Below are 18,316 nucleotides of genomic sequence, written 5' to 3' on the forward strand. Positions count from 1 at the left end.
CAGATCACCGGCGGGCTGCCGGGGCCGATGCCAATGAACTGATCGGTGCCGGACTCCACCGCCACCCGGCTTTACCAGATCACCCACCGGTCGCATGAAGGGCCTGGGGACCCATTTCCAATGGGTCCCCAGGCCCTTTTTGGTGGGCCTACAGGCCCTTTTCAGGTGAACATTCGGCTTCTATCTTCGGAATTCTTGCGGTGCCGGTCGGAAGCTAGTTGACAGGCGGTTAGCCGAGATGTCTCCGTACGACTGCAAGCACAACAGGAACGCCGGAGAGGGGACCGTCAGCTATCTGGCGGTGATCTCCCTGCTCAGCGCGGTTCTCGCGACCATCACCATCACCCCCGTCGGGACGAAGGTGACCGGCGGCATCGAGTCGGCCATCTGCCGGGTCGTGGAGCAGGCCCTCGCCCAGGCCTGCATTCCGAGCACGAACGGCGGCGGTGGCGGCAACGGCGACGTCTCGTCGGACCCGCCCGTCGACCCGGACGCGCGACCCACACCGGAGGACGACGCGTTCCAGCCGCCCAAGTGCATTCTCGCCCAGGAGACGACCAAGACCAGAACGGTGATGCGGATCCTCTTCATCAAGATCAGCTCGACCAGCCAGGTGCAGGTCACCCAGTGGTCCGACGGCACGATCACCGTCGACAGCACGGGCGTCGCCGCCGGCGGGGTGGAAGGCGGGCTGGACATCCCCGGACTCAGCCAGTGGGGCGGCGATGCCTCGTTGCAGGGCAGCTTCACCAAGGGCGGCGGCGGCGGCGGACGGTGGCTGTTCGACAAGCACAAGACCGGTGACCCGCAAAGGGACCTGGAACTCAACCACGCGGACGCCGAGCAGTTCATCGAATACCTCAAGGGCGCGGCCAGGTGCAACTCCCGCCCGCCCGGAGCGCGCAGCACCGAACTCGGCATGCTCTGCCACCACTCCAACCAGGACAAACTGCCCCCGCTGCCGCCCGACCGGATCCCCGACCTGGACATCACCCGGACCACCATGGAAGCCTCCGGCGAGTTCGAGTTCGGCGGGGCCTTCAGCAAGGGCGACAAGAAGATCCTCAGCGGCATCACCCGGGGCCTCAGCGGCACCGTGCTCGACGACGTCCTGGTGCTGCGCGGCGGCAACAACGAGCTCACCTTCGTCTACACCATGGAGATCGGCGGCAAGATGGGCGCCGGCTACCAGGCCGAAGGCTCCTACATGCAGCAGGTCTACGTCACCTACAAGGCCGACGAGTACGACAAGGCCAAGAAGGAGGGCCGGCCCCAGCGCCCGACCTACCTGCAGGTCGTCACCTCCCGCCGGGGCGCCGACGGCAACCCGGGCGGCGACGTCAAGATCAACCCGCAGGTGGGACCGTTCACCATCCAGGTCGAGGGCGGCGGCGGCGAGACCGAAACCACCGTCCACACCGAGGTCGCCGAACTGGACCTGAGCAACAGCCCCGGCGACAGCGAGATCGTCCAGAACTGGCTGGAGGGCCGCGGGCGCAACCCCGCCGCCAGCCTGCCCACCCCCCGGGACTTCACCAACCCCCTGCCGCCCAACGCCTCCGAGTTCGAGAAGCTGATGCACGGCAAGGGCAAGATCAGCAGCCTCGACTACAAGGTCAACATCGACTGGTGGCGGGCCGCCTTCGCGATCAGCCTCGGAGTGGCCACGCGCAAGGGGGGGACCACCGGCTTCAAGCTCTTCGGCCTGGAGATCAGCCAGGAGACCGAGACCCAGACGCTGACCGGCAACCCCCTCTTCGCGGGCGCGCCCGACCCCGACGGGAGCCGCCCCTGGTTCCCGTTCACCAACTGCTCCAAGGTCAAGCCGGTTCCCTGACCCTGCCGACCCCGCCCAGCACCAGGAAGCGCTCCGGACGCTCGGCGACCTCGCCGGCGTCCGGGCGCCACAGGGGGACGTAGACCACGCCGGGATCGAGGAGCTCGTAGCCCGCGAAGAAGCGGAGGATCTCGGCGTGCGTGCGCGCCACCGCGGGCGAGCTCGCCCGGGTGTAGAGCTTCTCGATGGCGGCCGACTTGCCCGGCTCGTCGTCCCGGGTGAGATGCGAGATCACCAGCAGGCTGCCGGGGGCCGAGACCTCGCGCAGGGCGCCGACGATGCCGTAGGGGTCCTCGTCCGGCTTGATCAGATGCAGTGCCGCCACCAGCAGGAACGCCACTGGGCGGGAGAAGTCGATCAGGTCGCCCACGGTGGGGTGCCCGAGGATGTCCGCCGGCCGCCGCATGTCGGCCTCGATCACGGCGGTGCGCTCGTCGCCCGCCAGGATGGCCTTGCTGTGCGCCACCGCCACGGCGTCGTTGTCGACGTAGACGACGCGCGCCCGCGGATCGACCTGCTGGACGATCTCGTGCACGTTGCCCTGGGTCGGGATGCCGGAGCCGATGTCGATGAACTGGTCGATGCCGGACTCCACCGCCATCCGGGCGGCCCGGGTCAGGAAGGCACGGTTCGCCTGGGCGAGCTCACGGGCCTGGGGCTCGATCCTGAGCAGGCCGGTGGCCAGATCCCGATCCGCGGGGAAGTTGTGCGTCCCGCCGAGCAGGAAGTCGTAGACCCGCGCCACGCTGGGCTTCTGCTCGTCGATCTCGGCGGGGATCCGGGCCGAGTCCATGCTGGTCCACCTCCGGTGATCACCTGGGTGCAGGCTCCCGGGAATCGTAGCCTTTTCGGAATCTGTTGCCCTAGATCCCCGCGCATAGGAAAATAAGCAACGCAGGCGACGGGATAGTTCTCTGGCACATTTCCGCACGGAGGCGAGGCGCACCGCGGTGGAAGCGGCAGGTTGGCCGTTCCCGGCCACCGTGGTGCTCGGCCCCGAGGGCCGGGTGACCGGCTGGAGCTCCGGGGCCGAACGGTTGCTCGGCCTCCCCGCCGGGCAAGCCCTCGGGCGCGACGTCCGGGACCTGCTCGACCACCCCGCGCTGGAGCAGGGGCTCGCGCTCGCGACAACGGGCGGGACCTGGCACGACACCTGCCCCGCCGGGGTGCGGCTGGTCTGCGAACCGTTGCTGCGCGACGGGCGCGTCTCGGTCCTCCTCACGATGATCCCCGGGATCCCCGGCGGCCTGGAACTGCTGAACGAGGCCGCCGACCGGATCGGCTCCACGCTCGATCTCGGCCGTACCGCCCGGGAGATCGTCGAGGTCGCGGTGCCGCGCTTCGCCGACGCCGGCGGCGTCTACGTGCTGGAACGGCTGCTGGCCGACGAGGACTCCCCGCGCCGGGAGGCCGACGGCCGCATCGTGGTGCGCCGGCTGGCCATCGTGCTCGCCGCGGACGATCCGGACGACTGGAGCGACGTGTTCCCCGTCGACGAGGTGATCGTCCATCCGGCCGGCAGCCCGTACGCCGAATGCGTGGCCACCGGCCACCCGGTGCTGTGCACCGGAGCGGACGTCGGCGACCTCATCACACACCGCACCGGACGGCACCTGGCCGAGGTCCGCGACCACGCCTCCCTGCTGACCGTGCCGCTGACGGCCCGCGGCCGGACCCTGGGCTTCGCCCTCTTCAGCCGCAAGCGGCCCCGCCCTCCCTTCGCCCCCGCCGACACCCGCCTGGCGGTGGAACTGGCCGGGCGCGCCGCGGTCTGCGTCGACAACGCGCGGCTGTACCGGCGCGAGCACCGCACGGCGGTCACCCTGCGCGCAAGCCTGCTGCCCGCGCAGATCACCGTGCCGGACGCGCTGGAGGTCGCGCACCGCTACCTGCCCGCCGACGACGTCACCGAGGTCGGCGGCGACTGGTACGACGTCGTCCCGCTGCCCGGCGGCGACGTCGCCCTCGTCATCGGCGACGCGATGGGGCACGGGGTGACGGCCGCTGCGGCGATGGGGCAGTTGCGCGTCGCCGCGCACACCCTGGCCGGCCTCGACCTGCCGCCGCACGAGGTGCTGACCCGGCTCGACAAGATCGCTCAGGGGCTGACCGCGGCCCAGTTCGCCACCTGTCTCTACGTCGTCTGCTCCCCCACCACCCGGCGCTGCCGGATCTCCGGCGCCGGGCACCCGCCGCCGCTGCTGGCGCTGCCGGACGGCACCACGCGGGTCCTGGACCACCCGCCGGGGCTTCCCCTCGGTGTCGGGGACACCGGCGTCGGGACCGGCTACGAGACCACCGAGTTGGAGATCCCGCCCGGCGCGACGCTCGTCCTCTACACCGACGGCCTGATCGAGAGCCGCCGGCACGATCTGGAGACCGGGATCGCCGCGCTGCGGGAATCCCTCACCCCGCACCGCGGCTGCCTGGAGTCCGCCGCCGACGCCGTCCTCGACACCCTCCGGCACCGGCGGGGCGACGACGACATCTCCCTGCTCCTGGCCCGCCCCGCGGCACCTGATCCGGACCGGCCCGCCATTACGCCCTGCGCGTGAAGCGTTCCGGGGGTGATCCGCACGGGCCACAGTGGACGGCATGAAACTGCTGATACTGGGCGGTACCGAATTCGTCGGACGGGCCTACGTCGCGGCGGGGCTGGCCCGGGACTGGACGGTGAGCGTCTTCAACCGGGGCACGCACGCGGCGCCCGCCGGGGTGACGGCGCTGCGCGGCGACCGTACCGCGGCCGGTGGGCTCGCCGCGCTCGGCCGCGGTGAATGGGACGTGGTGGTCGACACCTGGTCGTGGGCGCCGGCCGCGGTACGCGACACGGCGGCGCTGCTGGCGGATCGGGCCGGGCGCTACGTGTACGTGTCGAGCCGGTCGGTGTACGCGTTCCCGCCCCCGGCCGGGGCCGCCGAGGGCGCGCCGCTGGTCGAGGCGTCCCCGGACGACGACGGCTCGGTGGAGTACGCCCGGCTCAAGGCCGGCGGGGAGTCGGCCGCCGTCGCGGCGTTCGGCGACCGCGCCCTGCTGGCCCGGGCGGGGCTGGTGCTGGGGCCGTACGAGAACATCGGACGGCTGCCCTGGTGGCTGCACCGGATCGCCCGGGGCGGGCCGGTCCTCGCCCCCGGCCCGGCCGACGCCACGGTGCAGTACATCGACGCCCGCGACCTCGCCGGCTGGAGCCTGGACGCCGCCGCGCGCGGGCTCGGCGGGCCCTACGACCTGGTCTGCCCGCCCGGCCGTACCACCCTGCGGGAACTGCTCGAAGCCTGTGCGGCGGTGACCGGCGGCGCGGCGGAGCTGCGCTGGACCGACCCCGGACCGATCCTGGCGGCCGGCGTGCAGCCGTGGACCGACCTGCCGATCTGGCTGCCGCCGGGCGAACTGCGCGACGCCATGCACGGGGCGGACGTGTCCAAGGCGCTCGCGGCCGGGTTGCGGTGCCGCCCGGTCGCCGAGACGGTGGCCGACACCTGGGCCTGGCTGGAGGACCTGGGCGGCGAGCCGCCGCTGCGCCCCGACCGGCCGCCCGTCGGCCTCGACCCCGCGGTGGAGGCGAAGCTGCTGGCCGGCTGAGCCGTCCCTGCGGCGCAGGTCCTGGCCCTCGGTGTTTCGACCGGTCAGCGGCGGTTATCCGTCGGGGGAACGAAAGGAAGAGCATGACCCCGACGTCCCCGCCGCCGACGGGCCCGCCCCAGGCCGGAGTGGTGCGCACCAAGATCCCGGCCCGGCTCGACCGGTTGCCGTGGTCCCGCCCGCACTGGATGATCCTCATCGGCCTCGGCACCGTCTGGATCCTCGACGGTCTCGAAGTCACGATCGTCGGCAACATCTCGGGACAGATCGCCAAGCCCGGCAGCGGCCTGGACATCACCCAGGCGCAGATCGCCGGGCCGGGCGCGGCCCTCTACGTCGCCGGAGCCTGTATCGGCGCGCTGTTCTTCGGCCGGCTCACCGACCGGTTCGGCCGCAAGAAACTCTTCATCATCACGCTGGCCGTGTACCTGGCGGGCACCGCCCTCACCGCCCTGGCGTGGACGCCGTGGTGGTTCTTCCTGTGCCGGTTCATCACCGGGTTCGGGATCGGCGGCGAGTACGCCGCGATCAACTCCGCCATCGACGAGCTGATCCCGAGCAAACACCGCGGGCGCGTCGACATCGTCATCAACGGCTCGTACTGGCTGGGCGCCGCGGGCGGCGCGCTGCTGACCGTGCCGCTGCTCAACGAGTTCTCCACCGGCGTCGGCTGGCGGCTGGCGTTCGGGCTCGGCGTGGTGCTGGGCCTGGTCATCCTGCTCGTCCGGCGGAACGTCCCGGAGAGCCCGCGCTGGCTGATCATCCATGGCCATACCGAGCAGGCCGAACGGGTGGTCGGCGGGATGGAGCGGCAGGTCGAGCGGGAGACCGGCGACCGGCTCGCGGAGCCCGAGCGGAGCATCGACATCCACCAGCGCAAGACCATCGGGTTCGGGGAGATCGCCCGCACCATGGTGACCCGGTATCCCCGGCGGACGATCCTGGGTTTCTCGCTGTTCGTCGGGCAGGCGTTCCTCTACAACGCCATCACCTTCGGGTACGCCCAGATCCTGACGAAGTTCTTCGGGGTGGACACCTACACCGGCTACTACTTCGCCGTCATCGCGATCGGCAACTTCCTCGGACCGCTGATCCTGGCGCCGCTGTTCGACACGGTCGGCCGCAAGCCGATGATCGCGGGGACGTACATCCTGTCCGGCGTCCTGCTGCTGGGCACGGCGTACCTGTTCGGCCAGGGGCATCTCACCGCCACCACGCTGACCGCCTGCTGGTGCGTGGTGCTGTTCTTCGCCTCCACCGGCGCCAGTTCGGCCTACCTGACGGTCAGCGAGATCTTCCCGATGGAGACCCGCGCGATGGCCATCGCGTTCTTCTACGCGATCGGCACGGCGGTCGGCGGGATCACCGGCCCGCTGCTCTTCTCCAAGCTCGTCGAGACCGGACGGCCCGGCGACACCGCGCTCGCCTTCGTCATCGGCGCCGTCCTGATGATCGCCGCCGGGATCGTCGCGCTCCTCTTCGCGGTGAAGGCCGAACGCAGAAGCCTGGAGGACATCGCCAAACCGCTGACCGCGGCGAGCTGACCTGTGACCCTTCGGCATCCCGGTGCGCCGTGGCACCTCGGATGCCGAAGGATCACAGGTCGGTCCGCCGCAGGCGGGCGAGGTCGTGTCCCGGTAGGCCGGTCAATTCGAATGCCCGGCAGGAACGGTGAATCCGGGCTGGAACCGGGTCAGTCCTCCGGCGGCGAGCGACCTCCGTACGCGGTCGCCGAAGACCCGGTCGTCCACCGCCGCCACGAACGACTCCGGGGCGGCGCCGACCGCCGCGGCGAGTTCGGGAAGGTCCGCCAGCAGCGCCGCGATCAGGGACGGCTGGTCGGTGAGCCGGCGGGGACGGCCGGACCCCCGCTCGACGACGCAGCCGTGCCGGGACGCGTACACCCAGCAGCGCGGGACGTCCGGGGAGCCGCCGGGCAGGCGCACGGGGTGCCGGGCCGGCAACCGGACGCGGTGGTAGTTCGGCTCGGTGGCGTCCAGCACGGCGAGCGCGGCGTCGTCCGGCCAGATCAGGTGCAGATCTGAGACCTCTCCAGGAACGGCGACCGGGGTGGCGGGCACGTACCCGGCGCGGTTGACGTGCGCGGAGACGCCGGCGATCACCCCGGACACCCGTACGGCCGTGATCGGCACAAGCGGGCGCACCCCGGCCCGGGCGAACTTGCGGTGGAGCTGGGCGGGACTGGCGTTGGACCCCACCGCCAGGACCGGGTACCGCGCACCGATCGGCGCCCCGCCGGCCCGTGCCAGGAACTCGTCCAGCGGCACGTCTCCCCCGGTCCCGACCGTCCAGCGGCCGACCGGGGCCGCGGCGGGGCACACCTCGTACAGGAAGCGGCCGGACAGGACGGCGGCAGGGCCGTCCGGCGTCCGGCCCGGATAGTCGAGCGGGACGGTGGCGGGGGCGGCGCCGAACTCGATGACCGCACGGCGCCCGGGCGGCGATCCGCCGCCCCGTTCGCCTGCCCGGTCCGGGCGCCGCCGGGTCATCGGCCCGGGAGGAACTCCGCCAGCACCGGGGCGAGCTCCTCGGGGGGCACCACGTGCTCGTGCCCGTCCAGAACGCGGTACCGCCCATCGGGCAGGGCCGCCGCGATCCGCCGGCCCATGTCGATCATCCATCCGTAGCTCGCCCCGCCGCACAGCACGAGGGTGGGCGCGGCCACCTTGCCGAGCAGTTCACCCGGCACCGTGCCGCCCCTGGTCAGGTCGCCCATGACCGCGGAGTCGTAGGCGAGCGTGGGCGCCATCGCCTCGGCACCCGCCCACCACGGCTCGGCGCGCATCCCGTCGATCACCTCGGGCGGCGTGCCCACCGTCGCCATGAACAGGGCGGCCGCGTCGCCGCGGCGGCCGGCGGCCAGCAGGGATTCGAGCTCGCGGGCGTACTCCCGCGCGACGTGCCGGTCTTCGGCCTCGTCGGGCGTGTAGGGCGGCTCGTGCAGGACGAGCGCGGTGATGGGCAGGCCGGCCGCCGCCGCGTGCAGGGCGAGACCCGCGCCCGAGGAGTGGCCGTACACCGCCGCCGCTCCCCCGACCTCGGCGACGAGCGCGCCGAGGTCCCCGATCTCGCGCTCGACCTCGTACGGCGCGGTGTCACCGCTGTCGCCCCGGCCGCGCCGGTCGTAGCAGACCGCGGTGAACCGCTCGCCCAGCCGCTCGGCGTGCGGGCGGATCACGGCCCGGTCGCACAGCGCGCCGGCCACCAGGATGAGCGGCGGGCCCGTGCCGAACCGCTCGTAGGCGATGGAGGTGCCGTCCGGCGAAGTCACCTTGTGCACGACCGCTCCGTTCCTCTCGGCGGGGTGTCCCTGGACCCAGCCTAGGAAACGCGGGGGACATTTTCCGGCGGTGCCGTGCGAGGTCCGCTTCCGGTATCCGGAAAGGGCGGGTGCCGGCCGGCCGGCCCTGCCGCACCATGGTCCGCAGCGGGCGTCCGGCGTCCTCCCGGTTCCGCGCCCGCCGGACTGGAGAGGAGCCGACGATGACGGCGGAGCCCACCGGCCGTGGCGTGCTGCGGGTGGAGTGGCGGCCCGGCGGCGACCGGCTGCTGGGCGTCTGCCACTGCGGCGCCGAGCGCCGGGCCGACGGTCCGGTCGAGGTGTGGGAGTGGCTGCTCGCCCATCCCGACGGTCACCGTCCCGCCACCGGTGGGGAGCCGGGCGAGTGAGGCCGGAGCGGGCATGGAGCCGATCGTGACGGGCGACGCCGGGTTCGAGCTCGTGGTGCACGACCGGCGCGAGGCCGCCGAGGGCGTCGTGGCCCTGGACCTGCGGGCGCCGGACGGCGGCGAGCTGCCCGTCTGGGAGCCGGGGGCGCACGTCGACCTGGTCCTGGCCGGCGGCGTCGTCCGGCAGTACTCGCTGTGCGGCGACCCGGCCGACCGCACGGGCTGGCGGATCGCCGTGCTGCGGGAGCCGGCCGGCCGGGGCGGGTCGGCGCTCGTCCACGACCGGCTGCGGCCGGGCACCCGGGTGCGGGCGCGCGGGCCGCGCAACCACTTCGCCCTGGAGCCCGCCGCACGCTACCTCTTCATCGCCGGCGGAATCGGCATCACCCCGCTGCTGCCGATGGTGGCCGCGGCGCAGGCCGCCGGAGCGCGGTGGCGGCTGGCCTACGGGGGGCGCACCGCGGCGTCGATGGCGTTCGCGGACGAGTTGCGCGCCGAGCACGGCGACCGGGTCACCGTCCACCCCCAGGACCGGTGCGGGCCGCTGGACCTGGACGCGCTGCTCGGCGCCCCGGCCGACGGCGCGCTCGTCTACTGCTGCGGCCCGGCGTCCCTGCTCGACGCCGTCGAGGAGCGGTGCGCGGGACGGCCGCCGGGAACGCTGCGCGTCGAGCGGTTCACCCCCGTGGACGCCGGCGAGCCGGTACGGGCGGAGTCCTTCGAGGTCGAGCTGGCCGGTACCGGCGTGACGCTGACGGTGCCCCCCGGCCGCTCGGTGCTGGAGGTCCTGGAGGCCGCGGGGGTCCCGATCCTGTCGTCGTGCCGGGAGGGCACCTGCGGCACGTGCGAGACGGTCGTGCTCGGCGGCGAGGTGGACCACCGGGACTCGCTGCTGACCGAGGAGGAGCGCGCCGCCCACGACACGATGTTCCCGTGCGTGTCGCGCGCCGCGGGCCCGAAGTTGGTCCTGGAGTTCTGACGCCGTGCAGCGCGCCGGGCGCGGGGCGGACATTACTATTCAGGCATGGTGCGCACGCCCTTGACTGCACTCGATCACCAGCGCGGCGAACGCCTGGGAGCCCTGCTCCGTCAGGCCCGCGGCGAGACGAGCATGGTGCAGGTCGCCGCGGCGGCGGGCATCTCGGCCGAGACGCTCCGCAAGATCGAGACGGGCCGCGCGCCGACACCGTCCTTCTTCACGGTGGCGGCGCTGGCGACCGTGCTCGGGATCTCCCTGGACACCCTGGCGACGATCAGCCATGCGGAGGAGCCACCGCTGTCCACCCCGGCATGACCGGCACACCCCGGCCCGGCCCTCGCTGATCGTCGTCCGGTGCGCCGCGGCGGCGCGCCGACGTACGGTGGAAGCGTGCGGGCGTGGAGCGTGGCGGCTCCGGGGCCGATGGCCGGGAAGCCGATCGGCCTGGTCGAACGCGAGGTGCCCGAGCCGGGGCCGGGCGAGCTGCTGGTGCGGGTGCGGGCCTGCGGGGTGTGCCGCACCGACCTGCACGTCGCCGAGGGCGACCTGCCCGTCCACCTGCCCGGGGTGACCCCCGGCCACGAGATCGTCGGCGAGGTGGCGGCCGCCGGGCCCGGCTGCGCCCACTCCCCCGGCGACCGGGTCGGCGTCGCCTGGTTGCGGAGCACCTGCGGGCGCTGCCCGTACTGCCGGCGGGGCGACGAGAACCTCTGCCCCCGCTCGGTCTACACCGGGTGGGACGTGCACGGCGGCTACGCCGACCACGCCGTCGCCCGCGACGCCTACGTGTACGACCTGCCCGAGGGGCGCGGCGACGTGGAGTTGGCGCCGCTGCTGTGCGCGGGCATCATCGGCTACCGGGCGCTGCGCCGGGCCGCGCTGCCGCCGGGCGGGCGGCTGGGCATCTGGGGGTTCGGCGGGTCGGCCCACCTGACCGCCCAGATCGCGCTGGCCGAGGGCGCCGCGGTGCACGTCTTCACCCGGTCCCCCGCCGCGCGGGACCTGGCGCTGCGCCTGGGCGCCGACTCGGCCGGGGACTCCTTCGACCCCCCGCCCGAACCGCTCGACTCGGCGATCGTGTTCGCCCCCGCCGGGGGTCTGGTCCCCGCCGCGCTGGAACGGCTCGACCGCGGCGGCACGCTGGCGATCGCGGGCATCCACCTGACGGACGTGCCGACCCTGGACTACCGGCGGCACCTGTTCCAGGAGCGGCAGGTCCGCTCGGTCACCGCCAACACCCGCGCGGACGGCGCGGAGTTCCTGCGGCTCGCGGGCCGGCTGCCGCTGGCGGTCAGCACCGTGCCGTACGCGCTGGCGGACGCCGACCGGGCCCTGGCCGACCTCGCCGCCGACCGGATCAACGGGGCGGCCGTCCTGGTCCCCGGCTGAGGGTCCCGCGGACTGGTCGGAGTTCATCCGGTTGTCAGTTACGGTTTCTTGCTACCGTATGGTCATACAGTATCGTGGTACTCGTCCAAGGGAGGGCAGTTGACGGCAGCGGGCAAACGCCAACGGCGCGCGGGCAAGGATCGCCGCAGGAACGCGCTGGAGGTGGCGGCGCGCGTTCTCGCCGAACGCGGCTACGAGAAGACGCGGTTCAGCGATGTCGCCGAGGCGGCCGGGGTCGCGGTCAGCACGCTGCAGTTCTACTTCGGCTCACGCGACGACATGCTGATCGAGGCGCTCTACCACTCCACCGAGACCGAGGTCGCCGTCCTCGAACAGATCGCCGCCGGGGCCGCGGACCCGTGGGAGCGGATCCTGGCGCTGCTCGACCGCGGGCTCGCGCCGCTCTCCGCCACCACATGGCGGATGCTGCTGGAGTTCTGGCACGCCTCGGCCCACGACCCGGAACTGCGCACGCACAGCGTCTCCATTCAGGAGCGCTACCGCGGGGCCTTCGCGAAGGCCGTGCGCGAGGGCGTCGAGTCCGGGGACTTCCGGCCCCGGGGCAGGCCGGAGGACATCGTCACCGCCGTCGTCGCCCTCCTCGACGGGCTCATCATCCCCCGCGTCCTCGACCACCCGTACTTCGACCAGGCCGGAGTCCGCGATGTGGCGATCACCCAGGTCGCCGCCGTGCTCGGGCTCGACGCCGACCGGGTGCCCCGGGGCGACGGGGCCGCCCACCCGAACACCGTTCCACAGGAGCACGACCACACCAGTACAGGAGAAGATCGAAGTGACACATGACATCGCTCCGGGAACACCGGTGCTGATCGACGTCACGGTCCAGGACCGCGACGCCAGCAAGGACTTCTACGCCGGGCTGTTCGGCTGGGGCTTCGACGAGGAACTCGACCCCACCGGGCACTACACCTACGCGGTCCAGGACGGGCGGATCGTGGCGGGCCTGCGCCCCAGCGCGCCCGGCCAGCCGTCCGTCTGGTCGCTGTACCTGCACACCGGCGACACGGCGGCCACCAAGAAGGCGGTGACGAGCGCGGGCGGCCAGGTCGTCCACGAGGGCGAGGCGCCGGGCCAGGGGAAGGTCCTGGTGGCCGCCGACCCCGCGGGCGCGGTCGTCGGGTTCTGGCAGCCCACGATCCCGTGGTCCTTCCACTCCGGATCCCCGGGCAGCCTGGTCTGGAGCGAACTGAACGTCCGCGACGCCGCGGCCGCCGACGGGTTCTACCCCGGTCTCCACGGCTACCAGGGCGAGCAGATCGGTGACGGCCAGCACTTCGACTACGTCGTCTGGTCCCTCGACGGGCCGCCGCGCCTCGGCCGGATGGTGATGGGGCCCGACTTCCCCGCCGAGGTCCCACCGCACTGGCTGGTCTACATCGGCGTCGATCCGCAGATCGGCACCGACAAGCTCGCCGAGCGCGCGGTCGAACTCGGCGGGAAGCTCGCCAAGGAGCCCTTCGACATCCCGGCGGGCCGCGCGGCACTGGTCGCGGACGTCACGGGGGCGACCTTCGCGATCATCGACGAATCCAAGCGCACCCGCCGGTAGCGACGGCGCCCGGCGGGCTGTCACGCCCGCCGGGCGACCCCGTCCAGCAGTCGGGCGCGCTCTTCCTCGTCGGCGGCCGCGGCGACAGCGGTCCAGGCGAGGGCCAGGGCGCCGTCCAGCACGGCCCGGTCCGCCGACGGTGTCGCGCACGCCGCGGCGAACTCGGGCTGGTGGTTGACCGCGTCACCGCAGTCGATCGCGATGGTGGGATGGACGACCGGCAGCACCCGGGAAACGTTGCCCATGTCGGTGCCGGCGGCGATCCGGGGCCGGCCCTCCGCCGGCCGGAGCGGGCGGCGCCCGAGTTCGGCGACCGCGGTGCAGTAGGCGTCCGCCAGCCATCCGTCGCAGGTGAGTTCGGCATAGATCGGGGAGACATGATCGACCTCGTGGGTGCAGCCGGTCCCCATCGCCCCGGCCGCCAGGCAGGCCCGGACCCGGGTCTCCAGCCGGTGCAGCGCCGCCACGTCCGGCGCGCGCAACTCGAACAGCGCGCCGGCCTCGGCCGGGACGATGTTCGGCGCCGCACCGGCGTCGGTGACGATCCCGTGCACCAGCTGCCCCGGTTCGAGGTGCTGGCGCAGCAGGCCGACGGCGACCTGCGCGATGGTCAGCGCGTCGGCGGCGTTGACCCCCAGATGCGGGGCGAGCGCGGCGTGCGACGCCCGGCCCGAGAACCGCACCCGGAGGTCCATGATCGCCAGCGATGCCGGGGCCCCCACCTCGTCGGGCGACGGGTGGACCATCATCGCCATCGCGACGTCGTCGAACACACCCTGCTCCAGCAGGGCGATCTTCCCTCCGCCGCTCTCCTCGGCGGGGGTTCCGAGCAGCTTGACGGTCAGGTCCAGTTCGTCGGCGACCTCGCGCAGGGCCAGGGCCGCCCCCGCCGAGGCGGCGGCGATGATGTTGTGCCCGCAGGCGTGCCCCATCCCGGGCAGGGCGTCGTACTCGGCGCACAGTCCGGCCACCAGCCGGCCGGAGCCGTAGGTGGCGGTGAACGCGGTCGGCAGGCCGCCCGCACCGCGCTCGACGCGAAAACCTCCGTCCTCCAGCACTCTGGCGACCTTTTCCGCGCTGCGGAATTCCTGGAACGCAGTTTCCGGCTCCGCATGCAGGCTTCGCGACAATGTGATCAGCTCGGCGGCATTTCGCTCGACCGAAACTCGGCAACGATCCCTTGGAGACACGACAAGCGACGATAATTTCCAGCCTTCACAGGTTCAAGGATTGACAGTTTCGCCGCTTTGTGCATACGGATGATATGCACTTTCACGTACCGCGCCCAAAGGGACGCGTGCGCTTACACTGACGGCACGACAGGGAGGGTCGATGACTGCTGTCGAATGGACTGTCCAGGCCGGACCCGTACTTCTCGACGTGCGATTGTTGCCATGGTTTTTGGTACGCGCCCCAGGCCATCCGATCGAGCTGGTCGACGCGCTTTCCAGCGCCCGTCTCCTCGATATGGCCGACGAGCTGATCGTCATGGAACGGGCGTTGAACACCCATGAAAGGGAGTTCCTCGACGAGCACTGGCCCGCGCTGCGCCGGGTCGCCAAGAGCGATCCCGAACGTGCCCCCGCACCCTTCCGCGAGCTCCTCCGGGCCTACCGGCGGATCGAGTCCGGCGACCCGCTGGACGACCGGGCGAACCGGGCGCTGACCGCGGCCGGCGTCACCCGGTGGGCGGAGGAGTGGAACCTCCTGCTCGGCCGGCGGGACACCGCGCGCACGAAGGCCGCACAGGAGCTGGCGGCCGCGTCGTCCGACGCGTACCGGCAGGTCGCGCGGGCCTTCGACGAGCCGTCGCTGCGCCACGCGGTGTTCCTGTCCAACCCGGGGTTCTACCGCAACGCGCTGGCCTCCGGCCCGCTCACCGACCGGCTCGGCAACGGTGCCGGCCCGCCGCGCGCGGCCCGGCGCAGGCTGGCCACCGCCCACCGCTACCTGCGGCGGTTCACCACCAGGTGCGAGACCGTGGCGTTCTCCGGGCCGACCCTGTTCGGCCGTTTCTCCCCCGACCAGGCCGAGCCGCTGCACGTGGGCCGGCCCGGCCCCCCGAGGGTGTCCGTCGAGGCCAGCGTCTGGGCCGTCGACCTGCTGGAACGGCACCTGACCTCGATCACGCCCCTCGCCGGGCGCCGGGCCTGGCGGGACCCGACGTTCCGCCGGCTACCGGGAAAGGACATCCTGGAGCGGACGGTCGACGGGCGCCGCCTCAAGGTCCCCGCCGACCTGCTGCAGCTGTGGGAGGGCGCCGACGGCCGGCCCCTCGGGGAGATCGCCCGCGACGCCGGGATCGGCGAGGAGGCGCTGCTCGACGCCCTGCGCAGGCTGAGCCGGCTGCTGACCGTTTCCGGTCACCGGTCCGCGGCCACCGAACTGCACGCCCTGGACGCCCTGGCGGCGGCCGACCGGCCCGACGGTCCCGCCACGGCCCTGCGGTCGGTCCGGAACGTCTACGCCGCCGAGCCCTGGCCCGCCCGCGCGGACCGGCACACCGCCGCGGAGGAGGTGATCGCCGGGCTCGGGGAGCGTCCCGACCTGGAGGGCAGGCACTACGCCGACCGCGAGGTCTTCCACGAGGACTGGTCGAGCCCGTACAGCGAGCGCGTGACGATCGGCGGCCCGGCCCTCGACGGGCTCCGCCGCGCCCTCGACGCGGTGCTCCCGATGACCTACCTCGCCGCCCTCCTCGCCAGGGAGGACGCCCGGGAGGTCGTCCGCTACGCCCTGCGCGGGGAGGGCGCCCCGCTGGCCCGGCTGGCGGCGGCCGCGCTGGAGCCGCAGTGGCCGCGCGTCGAGCGGATGCGCGCGGCCCTCGCCGGCCTGGTGCGGGACGGGCACGCCGCCGGCGGCGTCGCCGCGCTCACCTCCCAGGACGTCGCCGACGCCGTGGCCGACCTGTGGGAACTGGTCCCCGAGGCCGACCGCGCCGACCCGTGCCTGCCGAGCCCGGACCTGATGGCGGTGGGCGAGGACCTCGCGACCGCGACCTGGGTGCTGGCCGAACTCCACGACGACTGCAGTTCCGTCTTCGGCGGGCTGGAGCGGACCGTGCACAGCCGTCCCGACCTGCTGTGGCGGGAGTTCGAGGACGCCGTGCGCGACCTCGTCCCGGCCGAGACCATGGCCACGATCGTGTCGCGGCGACGCAGCGCGCACGTCACCCCCGAACTGCCCGGAGCGTCGATCGAGCTGAGCGGGCTGTCGGCCCGGCCCCGCGCCGAGACCGTGCCGATCGGCGAGGTCACGGTGCCACCCGACGCCACGACGGCGATCGTCCGCGGCGCCCCCCGCCGGCTCTACCCCGGCGACCTGTCCTCGCCGCTGCACCGCGCCCTCGCGCTCCCCGCCCTCACCCCCCTGACCGTCGAGATCGGCGCACACACACCCCGGATCACGATCGACGGCGTGGTCGTCCAGCGGGCCCGCTGGCGGGTGCGGCATCCTGGCACCCCGGCGGCCGAGGCCGTCGAGCGCTGGGCGGCGATGCACCGCCTGCGCGTCGAGCACGGCCTGCCGCGGCGGGTGTTCGTCCGCCACCCCGCCGAACCCAAACCGCTGTACATCGACTTCGCCGACCCGCTGGGCGTGGACGACCTCGCCCGCATGCGGGAGGGCGAACTGGTGATCACCGAGATGCTGCCCGGACCCGAAGAGCTGTGGTGGCGGGTCGACGGGCGGGCGCAGTGCGCCGAACTCCGCCTGGGCTGCCTGATCAGCGCCCGTACGAAGGGACCTCATGACGATTCACGCGCCTAGCCCGCGTCTCCTGCCCGATCCCGGCACCGAGTTCGGCGCGCGGGTGCGCCGGCGGCTGGCCGAGGAACGCGTCGTCTGGCTCACCGCGGTCGCCGACGACGGGACCCCCCAGCCCAACCCCGTCTGGTTCGTCTGGGACGGCGACGCCTTCCTGATCTACACCTCGCCCGACTCGCGGCGGATGCGGCACCTGCTCCGCCGTCCCCGGGTCTCGCTGCACTTCAACGGCGACGAGGTGGGGCACGACATCGTGGTGTTCGGCGGCGTCGCGGAGCAGGTCCCCGAGCCGCGGCCGGCGGTGGAGGTCCCCGAGTACCACGCCAAGTACCGGGAGGCCATCGACCGGGTGTTCGGCGGGCCCGGCGAGTTTACTCGCACGCATCCGGTCGCGCTGCGGATCCGGCCCACCTCCCTGCGCGGGCGGTAGGCCGGGCCCGCCGGCCGGGTCTGGCCGGGTCAGGCCGGTACGGCCTCGACGAGGCTGACCCGCCCGTGCCCGGCGTGGGCGACCTCGGACACCGCGAACCCGGCCGCCTCCAGCAGGGCCGCGGTCTCGCCCGCGGTGCGCTCCCGGCCGCCGGTGAGCACCAGCAGGTGCAGGTCCAGCATGTTCCGGCCCGCGGGGTCGGCGTCGCTCGCCAGCCCACCCGCGACGATCAGCCGGGCGCGCGGGTTCATGGCCCGCCGGCAGTTGGCGAGGATCGCCTGCGCGTCGGCGTCGTTCCAGTCGGCGAGCACGCGGCACAGCAGGTAGACGTCCGCGCCGGGCGGCACCGACTCCAGGAAACTCCCGGTCACGATGGAGCACCGATCGGCCATGCCCGCCGCGGCAAGTCCGGTGCGCGCCGCCGCCGCGGCGTCGGGCAGGTCCTGCAGGATCGCGGTCAGGTGCGGGTGCGCGCGCAGCAGCTCGGTCACGACGGCGCCCGCGCCGCCGCCGACGTCGGCGATGGTGGAGACCTCGCGGAAGTCCCGCCGGGAGAGCAGGAACTCGCAGGTCTCGCGCACCGAGGCGGACATGCCCGCCGCGTACTCGCGGGCCGCCGCGGGGTTGGCGGCGAGGTTGTCCCAGAAGCTCTCGCCGTACACCACGTCGAAGGCCGGGCGACCGGTCCGGACGGTGTGCAGGATCTGGCTCCAGGCGACGTATTGCTCCTCGGAGACGGTGACGACCCACGAGGCCAGGCTGCCGGGAACGTCCGAGCGCAGCAGGGCGCCCGTCCCGGTGAGCGCGTACGTCTCCGAGTCCGCCTCGCGGGAGACCAGGCCCGCGGCGGCGAGCACCCGCAGGACGCGCGCCAGGACGCCGGGATCGGCCCCGCACTCCCGCGCGACGGCCCCGACCGGCCGGGGGCCGGCGCCGAGCGCGTCCGCGACGCCGAGCTTGGTGGCCGCGTAGACGACCTGGGACAGGCGGTAGCCGCTCACCATGGCCCGGAGCCGCTGTTCGGGGTCCTGCGGCTGTGCGAGGTCGGGCTGGAACACGTGACATCCCTCCGCC

General features: G+C 73.4%; 17 protein-coding genes. 12 read left to right on the forward strand and 5 right to left on the reverse strand.

From position 1 onward, the window contains the following. The first annotated feature begins 238 nt into the window (after positions 1-238). Positions 239-1,837 (forward strand): hypothetical protein, encoded by a 1,599-nt coding sequence (locus DPM19_RS04175; protein ID WP_111863469.1) that lies wholly within the window; start codon positions 239-241, stop codon positions 1,835-1,837. On the opposite strand, the gene DPM19_RS04180 is transcribed toward DPM19_RS04175, so the two are convergent. Continuing rightward, positions 1,821-2,630: an SAM-dependent methyltransferase gene (locus DPM19_RS04180; RefSeq protein ID WP_111863470.1), complete on the reverse strand. Its 810-nt coding sequence runs from the start codon at positions 2,628-2,630 to the stop codon at positions 1,821-1,823. The two genes, DPM19_RS04175 and DPM19_RS04180, sit on opposite strands and share 17 nt — an antisense overlap. 157 nt (positions 2,631-2,787) lie before the next feature. On the opposite strand from DPM19_RS04180, the gene DPM19_RS04185 reads away from it, so the two are divergent. The 3 genes from DPM19_RS04185 to DPM19_RS04195 all read left to right on the forward strand — a co-directional run bounded on the left by DPM19_RS04185 (position 2,788) and on the right by DPM19_RS04195 (position 6,963). Then, complete coding sequence (locus DPM19_RS04185) at positions 2,788-4,392, forward strand: PP2C family protein-serine/threonine phosphatase (protein ID WP_111863471.1); 1,605 nt, start codon at positions 2,788-2,790, stop codon at positions 4,390-4,392. A gap of 40 nt (positions 4,393-4,432) precedes the next feature. Continuing rightward, the gene (locus DPM19_RS04190; RefSeq protein WP_111863893.1) at positions 4,433-5,419 is read left to right on the forward strand and encodes an NAD-dependent epimerase/dehydratase family protein; all 987 of its coding nucleotides are present in this window, start codon (positions 4,433-4,435) and stop codon (positions 5,417-5,419) included. Positions 5,420-5,502: 83 nt separating this feature from the next. Further along, positions 5,503-6,963: an MFS transporter gene (locus DPM19_RS04195; RefSeq protein WP_111863472.1), complete on the forward strand. Its 1,461-nt coding sequence runs from the start codon at positions 5,503-5,505 to the stop codon at positions 6,961-6,963. A gap of 102 nt (positions 6,964-7,065) precedes the next feature. On the opposite strand, the gene DPM19_RS04200 is transcribed toward DPM19_RS04195, so the two are convergent. Together DPM19_RS04200 and DPM19_RS04205 are read right to left on the reverse strand one after the other, a co-directional pair. Continuing rightward, positions 7,066-7,929, reverse strand: coding sequence for a gamma-glutamylcyclotransferase family protein (locus tag DPM19_RS04200; protein WP_111863473.1), 864 nt, complete (start codon positions 7,927-7,929; stop codon positions 7,066-7,068). Further along, positions 7,926-8,720, reverse strand: a complete 795-nt coding sequence (locus tag DPM19_RS04205) for an alpha/beta fold hydrolase (protein ID WP_111863474.1) — start codon at positions 8,718-8,720, stop codon at positions 7,926-7,928. The genes DPM19_RS04200 and DPM19_RS04205 overlap by 4 nt, the downstream gene beginning before the upstream one ends. A 203-nt stretch (positions 8,721-8,923) precedes the next feature. Here DPM19_RS04205 and DPM19_RS04210 point away from each other — a divergent pair, with 203 nt between their 5' ends. The 6 genes from DPM19_RS04210 (at position 8,924) to DPM19_RS04235 (ending at position 13,047) form a co-directional block, all read left to right on the forward strand. Continuing rightward, positions 8,924-9,109, forward strand: coding sequence for a hypothetical protein (locus DPM19_RS04210; RefSeq protein ID WP_111863475.1), 186 nt, complete (start codon positions 8,924-8,926; stop codon positions 9,107-9,109). Between the two features lie 13 nt (positions 9,110-9,122). Beyond that, a complete protein-coding gene (locus tag DPM19_RS04215; protein ID WP_111863476.1) occupies positions 9,123-10,088 on the forward strand; it encodes a PDR/VanB family oxidoreductase in 966 nt (321 codons plus the stop codon). Positions 10,089-10,133: 45 nt separating this feature from the next. Beyond that, positions 10,134-10,403 (forward strand): helix-turn-helix domain-containing protein, encoded by a 270-nt coding sequence (locus DPM19_RS04220; protein ID WP_111863477.1) that lies wholly within the window; start codon positions 10,134-10,136, stop codon positions 10,401-10,403. A 75-nt stretch (positions 10,404-10,478) separates the two neighbouring features. Beyond that, the gene (locus tag DPM19_RS04225) at positions 10,479-11,477 is read left to right on the forward strand and encodes a zinc-dependent alcohol dehydrogenase family protein (protein WP_111863894.1); all 999 of its coding nucleotides are present in this window, start codon (positions 10,479-10,481) and stop codon (positions 11,475-11,477) included. Positions 11,478-11,576: 99 nt separating this feature from the next. Further along, positions 11,577-12,281, forward strand: a complete 705-nt coding sequence (locus DPM19_RS04230) for a TetR/AcrR family transcriptional regulator (protein ID WP_146778735.1) — start codon at positions 11,577-11,579, stop codon at positions 12,279-12,281. Further along, a complete protein-coding gene (locus DPM19_RS04235; protein ID WP_146778736.1) occupies positions 12,271-13,047 on the forward strand; it encodes a VOC family protein in 777 nt (258 codons plus the stop codon). The genes DPM19_RS04230 and DPM19_RS04235 overlap by 11 nt, the downstream gene beginning before the upstream one ends. A gap of 20 nt (positions 13,048-13,067) precedes the next feature. Here the strand turns inward: DPM19_RS04235 and DPM19_RS04240 are convergent, their stop codons facing one another. Beyond that, positions 13,068-14,237, reverse strand: a complete 1,170-nt coding sequence (locus tag DPM19_RS04240; RefSeq protein ID WP_111863480.1) for a M20 family metallopeptidase — start codon at positions 14,235-14,237, stop codon at positions 13,068-13,070. A 142-nt stretch (positions 14,238-14,379) separates the two neighbouring features. On the opposite strand from DPM19_RS04240, the gene DPM19_RS04245 reads away from it, so the two are divergent. Together DPM19_RS04245 and DPM19_RS04250 are read left to right on the forward strand one after the other, a co-directional pair. Then, the gene (locus DPM19_RS04245; RefSeq protein ID WP_111863481.1) at positions 14,380-16,815 is read left to right on the forward strand and encodes a lantibiotic dehydratase; all 2,436 of its coding nucleotides are present in this window, start codon (positions 14,380-14,382) and stop codon (positions 16,813-16,815) included. Beyond that, positions 16,796-17,242: a TIGR03667 family PPOX class F420-dependent oxidoreductase gene (locus DPM19_RS04250; protein WP_111863482.1), complete on the forward strand. Its 447-nt coding sequence runs from the start codon at positions 16,796-16,798 to the stop codon at positions 17,240-17,242. Before DPM19_RS04245 ends, DPM19_RS04250 begins: the two co-directional genes overlap by 20 nt. A 29-nt stretch (positions 17,243-17,271) precedes the next feature. Here the strand turns inward: DPM19_RS04250 and DPM19_RS04255 are convergent, their stop codons facing one another. Beyond that, positions 17,272-18,300 (reverse strand): methyltransferase, encoded by a 1,029-nt coding sequence (locus DPM19_RS04255; protein ID WP_158566691.1) that lies wholly within the window; start codon positions 18,298-18,300, stop codon positions 17,272-17,274. Positions 18,301-18,316: the final 16 nt, after the last annotated feature.

It is taken from the genome of Actinomadura craniellae (assembly GCF_003289645.1).
In the GTDB taxonomy this organism is placed as follows: Bacteria; Actinomycetota; Actinomycetes; order Streptosporangiales; family Streptosporangiaceae; genus Actinomadura_D; species Actinomadura_D craniellae.

Coding starts and splice junctions, on each gene's coding strand:
- DPM19_RS04175 (WP_111863469.1), top strand. CDS start 239: ATGTCTCCGTACGACTGCAAGCACAACAGGAACGCCGGAGAGGGGACC.
- DPM19_RS04180 (WP_111863470.1), bottom strand. CDS start 2,630: ATGGACTCGGCCCGGATCCCCGCCGAGATCGACGAGCAGAAGCCCAGC.
- DPM19_RS04190 (WP_111863893.1), top strand. CDS start 4,433: ATGAAACTGCTGATACTGGGCGGTACCGAATTCGTCGGACGGGCCTAC.
- DPM19_RS04195 (WP_111863472.1), top strand. CDS start 5,503: ATGACCCCGACGTCCCCGCCGCCGACGGGCCCGCCCCAGGCCGGAGTG.
- DPM19_RS04200 (WP_111863473.1), bottom strand. CDS start 7,929: ATGACCCGGCGGCGCCCGGACCGGGCAGGCGAACGGGGCGGCGGATCG.
- DPM19_RS04210 (WP_111863475.1), top strand. CDS start 8,924: ATGACGGCGGAGCCCACCGGCCGTGGCGTGCTGCGGGTGGAGTGGCGG.
- DPM19_RS04215 (WP_111863476.1), top strand. CDS start 9,123: ATGGAGCCGATCGTGACGGGCGACGCCGGGTTCGAGCTCGTGGTGCAC.
- DPM19_RS04220 (WP_111863477.1), top strand. CDS start 10,134: ATGGTGCGCACGCCCTTGACTGCACTCGATCACCAGCGCGGCGAACGC.
- DPM19_RS04245 (WP_111863481.1), top strand. CDS start 14,380: ATGACTGCTGTCGAATGGACTGTCCAGGCCGGACCCGTACTTCTCGAC.
- DPM19_RS04250 (WP_111863482.1), top strand. CDS start 16,796: ATGACGATTCACGCGCCTAGCCCGCGTCTCCTGCCCGATCCCGGCACC.